This window comes from Allobosea sp. P2_B12 (assembly GCF_056404835.1).
This window is the reverse complement of the sequence record NZ_JBFUDG010000005.1, coordinates 256,564-269,665: the sequence shown is the minus strand read 5'-3', so window position 1 is coordinate 269,665 and position 13,102 is coordinate 256,564. Positions and strand designations below refer to the sequence as shown.

General features: G+C 66.7%; 10 protein-coding genes. 8 read left to right on the top strand and 2 right to left on the bottom strand.

All coding sequences use genetic code 11. From position 1 onward, the window contains the following. Positions 1 to 76 precede the first annotated feature (76 nt). Positions 77 to 1,687: a phosphoenolpyruvate carboxykinase gene (locus tag AC1DYU_RS14870; RefSeq protein WP_476792296.1), complete on the bottom strand. Its 1,611-nt coding sequence runs from the start codon at positions 1,685 to 1,687 to the stop codon at positions 77 to 79. 208 nt (positions 1,688 to 1,895) lie between these two features. Next, the gene (locus AC1DYU_RS14865; protein ID WP_476792295.1) at positions 1,896 to 2,672 is read right to left on the bottom strand and encodes a HugZ family pyridoxamine 5'-phosphate oxidase; all 777 of its coding nucleotides are present in this window, start codon (positions 2,670 to 2,672) and stop codon (positions 1,896 to 1,898) included. 142 nt (positions 2,673 to 2,814) lie between these two features. Here AC1DYU_RS14865 and AC1DYU_RS14860 point away from each other — a divergent pair, with 142 nt between their 5' ends. From AC1DYU_RS14860 to tsaE, 8 genes are all read left to right on the top strand, one after another. Then, positions 2,815 to 3,516, top strand: a complete 702-nt coding sequence (locus AC1DYU_RS14860; RefSeq protein ID WP_158484407.1) for a response regulator transcription factor — start codon at positions 2,815 to 2,817, stop codon at positions 3,514 to 3,516. A gap of 113 nt (positions 3,517 to 3,629) precedes the next feature. Beyond that, complete coding sequence (locus tag AC1DYU_RS14855; RefSeq protein ID WP_158484408.1) at positions 3,630 to 5,429, top strand: sensor histidine kinase; 1,800 nt, start codon at positions 3,630 to 3,632, stop codon at positions 5,427 to 5,429. Between the two features lie 4 nt (positions 5,430 to 5,433). After that, positions 5,434 to 5,916 carry an HPr kinase/phosphorylase gene (locus tag AC1DYU_RS14850; RefSeq protein WP_476792294.1) on the top strand — a complete coding sequence of 161 codons (483 nt, stop codon included), beginning with the start codon at positions 5,434 to 5,436 and terminating at the stop codon, positions 5,914 to 5,916. 111 nt (positions 5,917 to 6,027) lie between these two features. Continuing rightward, entirely contained in the window at positions 6,028 to 6,429 is a 402-nt protein-coding gene (locus tag AC1DYU_RS14845) for a PTS sugar transporter subunit IIA (RefSeq protein WP_158484410.1), read from the top strand. Further along, positions 6,426 to 6,782: an HPr family phosphocarrier protein gene (locus tag AC1DYU_RS14840; protein ID WP_476792293.1), complete on the top strand. Its 357-nt coding sequence runs from the start codon at positions 6,426 to 6,428 to the stop codon at positions 6,780 to 6,782. Before AC1DYU_RS14845 ends, AC1DYU_RS14840 begins: the two co-directional genes overlap by 4 nt. 258 nt (positions 6,783 to 7,040) lie before the next feature. After that, entirely contained in the window at positions 7,041 to 8,441 is a 1,401-nt protein-coding gene (ahcY, locus tag AC1DYU_RS14835; protein ID WP_476792292.1) for an adenosylhomocysteinase, read from the top strand. A gap of 536 nt (positions 8,442 to 8,977) precedes the next feature. Then, positions 8,978 to 11,368, top strand: a complete 2,391-nt coding sequence (locus AC1DYU_RS14830) for a sensor histidine kinase (protein WP_476792291.1) — start codon at positions 8,978 to 8,980, stop codon at positions 11,366 to 11,368. After that, positions 11,365 to 12,909, top strand: coding sequence for a tRNA (adenosine(37)-N6)-threonylcarbamoyltransferase complex ATPase subunit type 1 TsaE (tsaE, locus tag AC1DYU_RS14825; protein WP_476792290.1), 1,545 nt, complete (start codon positions 11,365 to 11,367; stop codon positions 12,907 to 12,909). Before AC1DYU_RS14830 ends, tsaE begins: the two co-directional genes overlap by 4 nt. Positions 12,910 to 13,102 lie beyond the last annotated feature (193 nt).

The window sequence follows — 13,102 nt, the reverse complement described above, 5'->3', positions numbered from 1 at the left end:
TCGGGCTCGACCCGAGCATCTCCGGCAGGAGATTCCCGGGTCTGCGCTGCGCTTCGCCCGGGAATGACGAACACCCTCAAGCCGCCAGCGAATTCACCGGCGCCGCCGCCTTCACGGCATCGTCGACATGGTCCTCGAAGCGCTTGAAGTTCTTGGCGAACATGGCGACGAGGTTCTTGGCCGTCTCGGCGAAGGCCGCCTTGTCCTGCCAGGTTTTCACCGGATACAGGATGTGCGGCTCGACACCGGGCACCGAGGTCGGCACCGCGAAGCCGAAATAGGGGTCGCGGCGGAAATCGGCGCGGTTGAGCGAGCCGTCCAGCGCCGCCGTCAGCAGGCGGCGGGTGACGCGGATCGGCATGCGCCGGCCGGTGCCGTACTGGCCGCCGGTCCAGCCGGTGTTGACCAGCCAGCAATCGACATGGTGCTTGGCGATGAAGTCGCGCAGCAGATTGGCGTATTCGGACGGGTGGCGCGGCAGGAAGGGCGAACCGAAGCAGGTCGAGAATTCGGGCTCGACGCCGGTCAGGCCACGCTCGGTGCCCGCGACCTTGGCGGTGTAGCCGGAGAGGAAGTGGTACATCGCCTCGGCCGGCGTCAGCTTGGCGATCGGCGGCATCACGCCGAAGGCATCGGCGGTGAGCATGACGATGTTCTTCGGGACGCCGGCGCGGCCGGTGCGCGAGGCGTTGGGGATGAAGTCGAGCGGATAGGCCGAGCGGGTGTTCTCGGTCTTGCTGCCGTCATCGAAATCGACCTCGCGCGTGATCGGATCCATCACGATGTTCTCGAGCACCGTGCCGAAGCGCTGCGAAGCCGCATAGATCTGCGGCTCGGCCTCGGCCGAGAGCTTGATCGTCTTGGCGTAGCAACCACCTTCGAAATTGAAGATGCCGTCCTTCGACCAGCCATGCTCGTCGTCGCCGAGCAGGGTGCGGTCGGGATCGGCCGAAAGCGTGGTCTTGCCGGTGCCCGAGAGGCCGAAGAAGATCGCGGAATCGTCCTTCGAGCCGACATTGGCCGAGCAATGCATCGGCACGACGCCCTTCGTCGGCAGGACGAAGTTGAGATAGGTGAACACCGACTTCTTCATCTCGCCGGCATAGGAAGAGCCGCCGATCAGCACGATCTTGCGGGTGAAGTCGATCGCGATCACGGTCTCGCTTCGGCAGCCATGGCGCACTGGGTCGGCCTTGAAGCTCGGCAGATCGACGATCGTCATCTGCGGCACGTAATCCGCGATCTCCTCGGTGGCCGGGCGGATCAGCAGGTTGCGGATGAACAGCGAATGCCAGGCGAGTTCGGTGAAGACGCGTGCCTTGACGCGATGGGCCGGATCGGCACCGCCATAGAGATCCTGCGCGAAGAGATCCTTGCCGTCGGCATGGGCGATGAAATCCGCCAGCAGCACATCGAAGTGCTCCGGCGACATCGCGGCGTTGTTCTCCCACCAGACCGTCTTGTCGGTCAGCGCGTCGCGGACGGTGAACTTGTCCTTGGGCGAACGGCCGGTATGGACGCCGGTGTCGGCGCAGAGCGCGCCATCCCGGGACAGTTCAGATTCGCCGCGCCGCAGCGATTCCTCGTAGAGGCCCGCAGCCTGGAGGTTCCAGTAGACTGTCTTCAGATTGCGGAAGCCGAACGTCTCCGCTCCATGGGCGGCGTTGAACTGACCGATGGTTTTCACAGGAACCTCCCGAAGCGGACGCGCGGGGCGCGGCCGCCTGATCTGCAAGGATGCGCCGGCGCCAAGAGCCCGCGCGGATGAGCGGAGTGCCGCGTTGATAACCGATCCTTAAGGCTATGATCGCGCCGGCTCAAGGCATCGGCCTGCCGCCGGGGCGAACAATCGCGCTTAAATCGTTTGAATAAAATCAACGTGGTAAATCATGGCGCTAGGCGGCGTTGCGGGCCGCTGCCGCGAGTTCGACGAGCACCCTCCTGACCTCGCCGGCCGATGTCACAGGCACAGGGAAGGCCAGCCGCAGCACCTTGTCGCCGCGGGCGAGGTCGGCACCGTCGGGGTCCAGACCGGTCATGCGCCAGTCGCCGTCATCGGCGCCGAGCAGGCCCTTGGCGTAATGTCTCACCGCCTCGGCGTGATCCTCGTTCATATGGGCGACAGCCCCCTCTTCCATCTCCGCAATGGCTTGCGCGGCGAAGGCGTCGCTGAGCAGATCCGCCGGCGCCAACTCATAGGCGCGGCCAAACCCGCCATTCAGGCTCGCACCATCGATGGTCAGCGAAAAGAACGAAAAATCGCCAAAATCGGCATAAAGCGCGGCTTTCGGCTGACGCGACAGGAAGCGGCGGCGGATGCGGGCCCCATCGGGCGTGCCGCGATCGACCTTGCTGGCGCGCAGTTTCAGCGTGATGCGGGCATGGGCGAGCGGATCGCCCTTGCCGCCCGGCGACAGCAGCAGCGAGCAGCGGGGATCGGCCTCCAGATTGCCGGTATGGGCGGAGAGTGCCGACACCAGGATCAGCGGCGTACCGTCGATATCGGTCGCAAGGCTGACGAGGCTCGCCGCGGGATGGCCGTCTCGCCCCAGCGTGGCAAGCGAGCCGGAGCGGGCGCTGCGCAGCAGTTCCTTCCCCAGAGATCGCGCCGCGTCGTCGGTGGGGCGGATCGGATCCTTGCGTTCAGGCGCGGGGATTTGGGACTCTGCCATGGAACTTCTCGGCCTTCCGGGTCTTTCTGTAACGGGGACATAGGCAAACTGCCATGACGCCGCTAGATTGCGGCCACGGTTTAGCCGCTCTCTCGCGAGAGTTGACCCAGTTATTGCAACGCGGCCAAGAGACAAAGAGCTTATGCCAACCATTGCGCTGGTCGACGACGACCGCAACATCCTGACCTCGGTTTCCATTGCGCTCGAAGCCGAGGGCTACCGTATCATGACCTATACCGACGGCGCCTCGGCGCTGGACGGGCTGAAGCAGAACCCGCCGGACCTCGCGATCTTCGACATCAAGATGCCGCGCATGGACGGGATGGAGCTGCTGCGCCGCCTGCGCCAGAAGTCGGACCTGCCGGTGATCTTCCTGACCTCGAAGGACGAGGAGATCGACGAACTCTTTGGCCTGAAGATGGGTGCCGACGACTTCATCCGGAAGCCGTTCTCGCAGCGCCTGCTGGTCGAGCGGGTCAAGGCGATCCTGCGCCGCGCCGGCGCCAAGGACCCCACCGCCGCCCCGCGCAGCGAGGACGCCAAGGCGCTGGAGCGCGGTCTCCTGCGCATGGACCCCGAGCGCCATACCTGCACCTGGAAGGGCGAGCCGGTGACGCTGACCGTCACCGAGTTCCTGATCCTGCAATCGCTGGCCCAGCGGCCCGGCGTGGTGAAGAGCCGCAACGCCCTGATGGACGCGGCTTACGACGACGAGGTCTATGTCGATGACCGCACCATCGACAGCCACATCAAGCGGCTGCGCAAGAAGTTCAACCAGGTCGATGTCGATTTCGACATGATCGAGACCTTGTACGGCGTCGGCTACCGGTTCAAGGAAGGCTGACGTCCCGCCGTCCTTGCGAGCGAAGCGAAGCAATCCGGCGGAGCGTTGCCACCCCTTGGATTGTTTCGTCGCTGCGCGCCTCGCAGTGACGGAAACGGAACACGACGGACGCGATGGCGACGATCGACGACGAACGCGCGGCGAATGTCCGCACGGGTAAAGCCGGGCCCACGCTGAGCCGACGCCTCGGCGCCATCGGCCGGCGGTCGCTCCGCGCGATCTCGTCGCGGGCGGCGTCCAGCCTGACGCGGCGCATCGTCGTCCTGAACCTTGGCGGCCTCGTCGCGCTGCTCGTTGGTTTCCTCTACCTCAACCAGTTCCGCGAAGGCCTGATCGAGGCGCGGGTGCAGAGCCTGCTGACGCAGGGCGAGATCATCGCCGGGGCGATCGCGGCCTCGGCCACGGTCGAGACCGACGCGATCACCATCGATCCCGACAAGCTGCTCCAGCTCCAGGCGGGCGAGAGTGCCGGCATCGCCGAGGACCCGCTCGATTTCTCGATCAATCCGGAGAAGGTCGCGCCACTGCTGCGCCGCCTGGTCACGCCGACCAAGACCAGGGCGCGCATCTATGACCGCGACGGGCTGCTGACCCTGGATTCGCGCAGCCTGTATTCGCGCGGGGACGTGCTGCGGCTCGACCTGCCGCGTGTCGGCGAGCCCGACGAGGCGCCACTGCTGGAGCGCACCTGGAACCTGCTGCGCAACCGGCTCGGCCGCGCCGACATGCCGATCTACGACGATTTCGAGAACGCCAATGGCAAATCCTACAACGAGGTCGCACGCGCGCTGAACGGAACGCCGGCCAGCGTCGTGCGGGTCAACACGCGCGGCCAGACCATCGTCTCGGTTGCCGTGCCGGTGCAGCGCTTCCGCGCGGTCAAGGGCGCGCTCTTGCTCTCGACGCAGGGCGGCGACATCGACACCGTCATCGTTTCAGAGCGCTATGCGATCTTCCGGGTCTTCGCGATCTCGGCGGCCGTGATGATCGTGCTCTCGGTGCTGCTCGCCGGCACCATCGCCGAGCCGATCCGCAAACTCGCCGATGCGGCCCAACGCGTGCGCAGGGGCGTGAAATCGCGCGAGCAGATCCCCGATTTCGCCAGCCGGCATGACGAGATCGGGCATCTCTCCGGCTCGTTGCGCGAGATGACCAAGGCGCTCTACAGCCGGATCGAGGCGATCGAGAGCTTCGCGGCGGATGTCGCCCATGAGCTCAAGAACCCGCTGACCTCGCTGCGCAGCGCCGTCGAGACGCTGCCGCGGGCGAAATCCGACGATTCCCGGAGCCGCCTGCTGGCCGTGATCCAGCATGATGTGCGGCGGCTCGACCGGCTGATCTCCGACATTTCGGACGCATCCCGCCTCGACGCCGAGCTCGCGCGCAACGATTCCGGCCCGGTCGACCTGGCGCAGGTCCTGGAGGCGGTGGTCTCGGTGCAGAACGAGACGCGGCGCGAGAACCAGCCGCTGATCGAGCTGATCACAGAGCGGCGCGGCCAGCGGCCGAGCGGGCGAGACGGCTTCCTGGTGCTGGGCCATGATTCCAGGCTCGGCCAGGTCCTCGTCAACCTGATCGACAATGCCCGCTCCTTCTCCCCGGCCGACAAGCCGGTCCGCGTCATGCTGTCACGCGTGGCCGACGAGGTGCTGATTACGGTCGAGGATGACGGACCGGGCATCGAGCCGCATGCGCTGGAGCGCGTCTTCGAACGCTTCTACACCGACCGGCCGAATGAGGGCTTCGGCCAGAATTCGGGGCTGGGCCTTTCGATCTCGCGGCAGATCATCGAGGCGCATCGCGGCTCGATCCGGGCGGAGAATCGCCTCGGACCGCCGGACCCCGATGGCGAGCCGGCGCGGCTCGGTGCGCGCTTCATCGTCTGCCTGCCGGCCATCCCGCAGGCGGCCTGAGCCGATGGTGAACGCGTCCCCGACCAGTCCGGACGACAACGGCAACGCCGGCCGGATTCATGCGACGACCGTCGCGATCGGCGAGGCCGGCGTGCTGATCCGTGGCCCATCGGGAGCCGGAAAATCCGTCCTGGCGCTGGCATTGATCGACCAGGCGCGGCAGGCTGGCCTGTTCGGGCGCCTCGTCGCCGACGACCGGACGTCGCTCGCTGCTCATGGCGGGCGACTGCTGGCACGGCCCGTCCCGCCGCTGGAAGGGCTGATCGAACGGCGCGGGCTCGGGCTGACGCCGGAGCTGCATTTGGCAAGCGTGGTCGTGCGCCTCGTCGTCGATCTCAGCGGAACGGAGCCGGCGCGCATGCCGCAGCCCGAGGATCTGGTCGAGAGACTGGCGGGCATCGACCTGCCCCGCCTGACCGTGCTGGGTCGCGCGGGGGACGAGCGAACGGTGCTGGCAGCGCTGCGGCTGTTCATGGATGAGGGCTGATGTCGGAAATTCGACAAGTTTCTGCGCAGCCGGCTTGCCTATCCTTCGCACCTGCCGCATAAACCGCGACCTTGTCCGGGCGCCCGCAAGCGCTCTCCGGTGCCATAGTGAATGATCGGACTCGTCCTCGTGACGCATGGGCATCTGGCCACGGAGTTCCGTGCCGCGCTCGAACATGTCGTCGGCCCTCAGGCAAACCTCGCCACCATCGCCATCGCTCCCGATGACGACATGGAAGGCCGTCGCCGCGACATCATCGCGGCTGTCGAAGAGGTCGAGACCGGCCGGGGCGTCATCGTCCTGACCGACATGTTTGGAGGTACGCCCTCCAATCTCGCGATCTCGGTAATGGAGCCGGGCCGGATCGACGTCGTCGCCGGCATCAACCTGCCGATGCTGATCAAGCTCGCCAGCGTGCGCGAGGAGAAGACCCTCGACGAGGCCGTGACCAGCGCGCAGGATGCCGGCCGCAAATACATCACCGTCGCCAGCCGCGTGCTGGCGGGCAAATGATGGTCGAGGGCAAGGCGACGGGCTTCCAGATGGACGACGGCGAGGACGACTGCGACTGCCCCGAGGTCGAGATTCCGGCTGGCGCGCTCTATGGCGAATTCCAGATCGTCAACAAAAAGGGCCTGCACGCCCGCGCCACAGCGAAATTCGTGCAATGCGCCTCGGGCTTCGACGCCGATGTCACGGTCACGCGCTGCGGCGAGACGGTCGGCGCGACCTCGATCATGGGCATCCTGACGCTGGGCGCCGGCATCGGCTCGACCATCACCGTCGTGGCGAAGGGCCGCGAGGCGAAAGAGGCGCTGACGGCGCTGCAGACGCTGGTGGCGGACAGGTTCGGCGAGGGCGAGTAGCCCTATTCCGCCGACGCCACCGTACACAGCACATTCGCCAGCACCCGCGTCGCTTGCATGAAGTCCGCAATCTCCGGGTCTCGTCCGGTTGTGGCTACCCTTGTTGTGCGCACGAAGCTCCTCGTGGCGGAAAGACCGGCGACGGAGAGATATAAAGACATCTTTATATCTTTGATTGCGCTTCGGTGCGGGCGCTGCTAAAGACCCGCCCGTCATTCGAGATCGCCCTTTTCAAGACCCAGCAGTGGAGCACGCCCCGTGTCGAAGACCGATTACATCGTCAAGGACATCAGCCTCGCGGAATACGGCCGCAAGGAGATCAACATGGCCCAGGACGAGATGCCGGGCCTGATGGCCATCCGTGCCGAGCACAAGGGCAAGTTCCCGCTCAAGGGCGCCCGCGTCGCCGGCTGCCTGCACATGACCATCCAGACCGCCGTGCTGATCGAGACCCTGACGGAACTCGGCGCCGATGTGCGCTGGTCGTCCTGCAACATCTTCTCGACCCAGGACCATGCCGCCGCCGCGATCGCCGCCAGCGGCGTGCCGGTCTTCGCCATCAAGGGCGAGACGCTGGAAGACTACTGGGAATACGTGCTCAAGACCGCGACCTGGGGCGACGGCGGCACGCCCAACATGATCCTCGACGATGGCGGCGACCTGACCATGCTGATCATCCTCGGCGCCGAGGCCGAGGCCGGCAAGGCCGAGTTCCTGGACAAGCCGGGCAATGAGGAAGAGACCATCTTCTTCAAGCTGATCAAGCGCGAGCTGAAGGCCAATCCGGGCTGGTTCACCAAGACCCGCGCAGCGATCAAGGGCGTCTCGGAAGAGACCACCACGGGCGTGCACCGCCTCTATGAGCTGGCCAAGGCCGGCCGCATGCCCTTCCCGGCGATCAACGTCAACGACTCCGTCACCAAGTCGAAGTTCGATAACCTCTATGGCTGTCGCGAGTCGCTGGTCGACGCCATCCGCCGCGGCACCGACGTGATGATGTCGGGCAAGGTTGCCTGCGTCGCCGGCTATGGCGATGTCGGCAAGGGCTCGGCCGCCTCGCTGCGCCAGGCCGGTTGCCGCGTCATGGTCACCGAAATCGACCCGATCTGCGCGCTGCAGGCGGCGATGGAGGGCTATGAGGTCGTCACCATGGAAGAGGCGGCGACCCGCGCCGACATCTTCGTGACCGCCACCGGCAATCTCGACGTCATCACCGTCGACCATATGCGCGCGATGAAGCACCGCGCCATCGTCTGCAACATCGGCCACTTCGACTCGGAGATCCAGGTCGCCGGCCTGAAGAACTTCAAGTGGGACAACGTCAAGCCGCAGGTCGACGAGGTCGAGTTCCCCGACGGCAAGCGCATCATCCTGCTCTCGGAAGGCCGCCTGGTGAACCTCGGCAACGCCACGGGCCACCCGTCCTTCGTGATGTCCTGCTCGTTCTCGAACCAGACGCTGGCCCAGATCGAGCTCTGGAACCACCACGCCAAATACGAGAACAAGGTCTACACCCTGCCCAAGCATCTCGACGAGAAGGTCGCGGCGCTGCATCTGGCCAAGGTCGGCGCCAAGCTGACCGTGCTCAACGACGCACAGGCCAAGTATCTCGGCCTGGCCCCGACCGGGCCGTTCAAGCCCGAGCTCTACCGCTACTGACATCCGGCATCGCCGGAATGGAGAAGGCCCGGCGTTCGCGCCGGGCCTTTTTCTTTAGTCAGGCTACGAGTCTTTTCGGCACCCGACGCTACTAATAGACCCTGCGGCCATAGTGACCGCTATGGCTTGATCGTCATCGGCGCAGGGCCGGTTGCCCCCGAAATTCGCCGGATTTACCGTCGATTAAGCACTTCCTGCCGGACTCGGCGGATGAGTAGAGTGGAACTGATTCGGCCTCAGCGTCTCCGCGGGAACCGGATCGATACATGGTGATCGGTGGCGTGGCAGGCGTGCGTCGGGTGCCCTCAAGGCGGCCTTCCTGGGCGGCGTGGTGCCGTTCGATGCCGGGCCTCTTGTGCAACGGACGCGCTTTTTTATACCGGCCTATTTTTTTGTATTGGCATATTTGGCGGCCCTGCGCCGCCCTTGGGGAACACGGACGCAGGATGGGACGGTCGAGCCGACAGGAACAGGGCAGCGCTGGCTGGCACCGGCACGCGCTTCTGCCAGGTCTTGCAGCCAGCCAGACGCCATCCGTGGCTTTGGCCCAGAGCGAACTGCTTGCCAAAATGCATCCCGAGCTGTTGAGCACCGGCGCGCTGTCGCTGGTCCTGGCAGGCCTCGCCGTCTTCGCCGCGACGACGTCGCTGGTCTATGTCCGCGAGCGGGCCCGCTGGTACCGCCGCGAGGCTGCGCTGGCGCGCGAACTCGAGGCCTCGCGCGGGCAGCAGGACCGGCTTTCGGCGCTGCTCGCAGCCGATGCGCAGGTGGTCGTCAGCTGGAACGGCCGCAATGCCGAGCCGGTCTTCGAGGGCGACAGCGGCTTTCTCGGCGCGCCCGGCGCGACGCTCGCCCTCGCCTATGGCGCCTGGGCGCCGCCGGTGGACGCCAAGAAGCTCGAACTGGCGACCGACGCGCTGAAGGAGCGGGGCGAATCCTTTGGCTTCACGCTGCGCAGCAAGGCGGGGCCGTTCATCGATGTCGAGGGGCGACCCGTCTCAGGCCGTGCCGTCATCCGCTTGCGCGAGGTCAGCGGCGAACGCGCCCAGGTTCTGGCGCTGCGCGCCGAACTGGAGCGGGTCAGCGGCGACCACAAGGCGCTGGCGGGGCTGCTCGCCGGCCTGCCGCAGCCGGCCTGGACGCGCAACCCGGAGGGGCGCCTGAGCTGGTGCAACGCCGCTTATGCCCGGGCAGTCGAGGCGGCCGATGGTGCCGAGGCGGTCAGGAACGGTCTCGAACTGCTCGACCGCAGCGAGCGCGAAGGTGCGGCCAGGGCACGTCGTGAAGGCCAGGTCTTCTCGGCGCGGGCGCCTGCCGTCGTCGCCGGCCAGCGCCGCACGCTCGACATCCTCGAACTGCCGACGCCGACCGGCTTTGCCGGCATCGCCACCGATATGAGCGAGCTGGAGGCGGTGCGGGCCGATCTGCAGCGCCAGATGGACGCTCAGGTGCGCACGCTTGACCGGCTGAAGACGGCGGTCGCGGTATTCGACGCCTCGCAGCGCCTGGTCTATCGCAATCCCGGCTTCGAGACGCTGTGGTCGCTCGATCCCGGTTTCCTCGACGGCAACCCGCGCGATGGCGAAATCCTCGACCGGCTGCGCTCCGAGCGGCGCCTGCCGGAGTTCGGCGACTACCGGAGCTGGAAGGCCGGCGTCCAGGCCGCCTATACCTCGACGCGCGCCAATGAGGACTGGTGGTATCTGCCCGACGGGCGCACCATCCATGTCGTGGCGAGCCCCAATCCGCAGGGCGGCGTGACCTATCTGCTCGACGACGTGACCGAGCGCTTCACGCTGGAATCGCGCTTCAACGCCCTCTCCCGCACCCAGCGCGAGACCCTCGACTCGCTGCGCGAAGGTGTCGCCGTGTTCGGCTCGGACGGGCGGCTCAAGCTCTCAAACCCCGCCTTCGCACAATCCTGGAAGATCCAGGCCGATCTCGCCGGCGCGGCTCCGCATATCGACGAGGTGGTGCGGCTGTGCCGGCCGCTCTTCCCTCAGGACGAGATCTGGAGCGAGCTGCACAGCGTCATCACCGGCGTGCGCGATGCGCGCGAGGATTATGGCTGCCGAATGGAGCGTCGCGACGGCACCGTGCTCGACTGCGCGGCTGCCCCGCTGCCGGACGGCGCGACGCTGATCTCGTTTGCCGACGTGACGGCGAGCGTGAATGTCGAGCGCGCCCTGACCGAGAAGAACGACGCGCTGGAGAAGGTCTCGCGGCTGCGCGAGGATTTCGTCCACCACGTCTCCTACGAATTGCGCTCGCCGCTGACCAACATCATCGGCTTCGCCCAGTTGCTCGGCACGGAGGCGATCGGCGCGCTGAACGAGAAGCAGCGCGATTACGCCTCGCATATCGTGCGCTCGTCGGGCGCCCTGCTCGCGATCATCAACGACATCCTCGACCTCGCCACGATCGACAACGACGCGCTGACGCTGGAGATCGAGGAGGTCGATGTCGCCGCGACCATCGCCCAGGCGGCGGCGGGGCTGCATGACCGGCTGACCGACAGCAAGCTTGAGCTCAAGGTCGAGATCGCCCCGCAGACCGGCCCCCTGCGCGCCGACGGCAAGCGGCTGCGGCAGGTTCTGTTCAATCTGATCTCGAATGCGATCGGCTTCTCGTCGCCGGGTCAGACCATCACGGTCAGCGCCGCGCGTAGCGGCCATGACGTCAGTATCACTGTCGCCGACCAGGGCCGCGGCATCCCCGCCGAGGTCAAGGAGAAGGTGTTCGATCGCTTCGAGAGCCATTCGCTGGGCTCGAGCCATCGCGGCGTGGGGCTGGGACTCTCTATCGTGCGCTCGATCGTCGAGCTGCATGGCGGGCATGTCGAGCTCGACTCGGCGCCGGGACGCGGCACGCGAGTCACGGCGGTATTCCCGTCCGAAGGTACGCGGATGTCGGACGCGGCCGAATGAGCGACGAGGCCCGACGGTCCGGAACGCATCGGCTCGTCCTCGCCGACGAGGCGGCGACGCTGCGCCTTGCCGCCGATCTCGCCGCGATCCTGAGGCCTGGCGATATCGTCGCGCTGTCGGGCCATCTCGGCGCCGGCAAATCGCTGCTGGCGCGCGCGATCCTGCGCGAACTCGCCGACGACCCGACGCTGGAGGCGCCGAGCCCGACCTTCACCCTGGTCCAGAGCTATGAGACGCCGCGCGGCAGCGTGCTCCATGCCGATCTCTACCGCGTCCGCTCGCCCGACGAACTCGACGATATCGGCCTGGTCGAGGATCTCGACCTGCTGATCACGCTGGTGGAATGGCCGGACCGCGCCGGCACGCGCCTGCCGGGCGGACGCAGGCTGGACATCGTGCTCGATGTCGACCCGGAAAACCCCGAGACCGGCCGCATCGCCGATCTCTCCGGCGGCGTACTCTGGCGCCAGCGGCTGTCCATCGCGATCGCGACGCGCCGGCTGATCGACGAGGCCGGCTGGGGCGCGGCCCGGCGCGACTACATGCAGGGCGACGCGTCGAGCCGGGCCTATGAGCGATTGACCCAGGCCGACGGCACCAGCGCCGTGCTGATGATCTCGCCGCAGCGCCCGGACGGGCCGGCGATCCGCCTCGGCAAGCCCTACAGCGCCATCGCGCATCTGGCCGAGACCGTCGATGCCTTCGTGGCGATGGATCGCGGCCTGCATTCGCTGGGCTATTCCGCGCCCGAAATCTACGCGCAGGACCTCTCGACCGGGCTGCTGCTGATCGAGGACCTCGGCAGCGAAGGCGTGGTCGATGGTGGCGAGCCGATCGCCGAACGCTACGAGGCGGCTGCACGGCTGCTCGCTGATCTGCACCGCCATACGCTGCCGACGATCCTGCCCGTCACCGAAGGCCGCGACCATGTCGTGCCCGATTACGACCGCGGCGCGCTGGCGATCGAGACCGAGCTGATCCTGGAATGGTATGCGCCGCATATCGTCGGCGTGACCCTGCCGGCCGTAACGCAAGCCGAGTTCACGCGGATCTGGAACCGGCTCTTCGACGAGATCCTGGAAGCGCCCGGCACCTGGACGTTGCGCGATTTCCACTCGCCCAACCTGATCTGGCTGCCCCAGCGGGAAGGCCATGGCAAGGTCGGGCTGATCGACTTCCAGGACGCGGTGATCGGCCATCCCGCCTATGACCTCGCCTCGCTCGGACAGGATGCGCGCATCGATGTGCCCGCCGGGCTCGAACTGCGGCTGCTCGCCGCCTATGGCAAAGCGAGGCGGAGCGACGATCCCGGTTTCGACCTCGCCGGCTTTGCCCGCGCCTATGCGATCCTCGGCACGCAGCGCAACACCAAGATCGCCGGCATCTTCGCGCGCCTCGACAAGCGCGACGGCAAGCCGGCCTATCTCAAGCACCTGCCCCGCATCGAGGCCTATCTGCGCCGCAATCTGGAGCACCCGGCGCTCGAAGAGCTCAAGGGCTGGTACCAGGCGCATCTGCCGTCGCTGTTTGCGGTGGAGTGAGGCAGCGTCCCCTCACGGCCCTCATCCTGAGGAGCGCTCGCAGAGCGCGTCTCGAAGGATGCTCCAGATGTTTCCAAAACCTCCTGAAACGTCCTTCGAGACGCGGGCTTTGCCCGCTCCTCAGGATGAGGGCTGAGGGTGTTGGCCGGCCGCACTTCTGATAGCGTCGCCCGACGACCAGAGGGAGATTCGC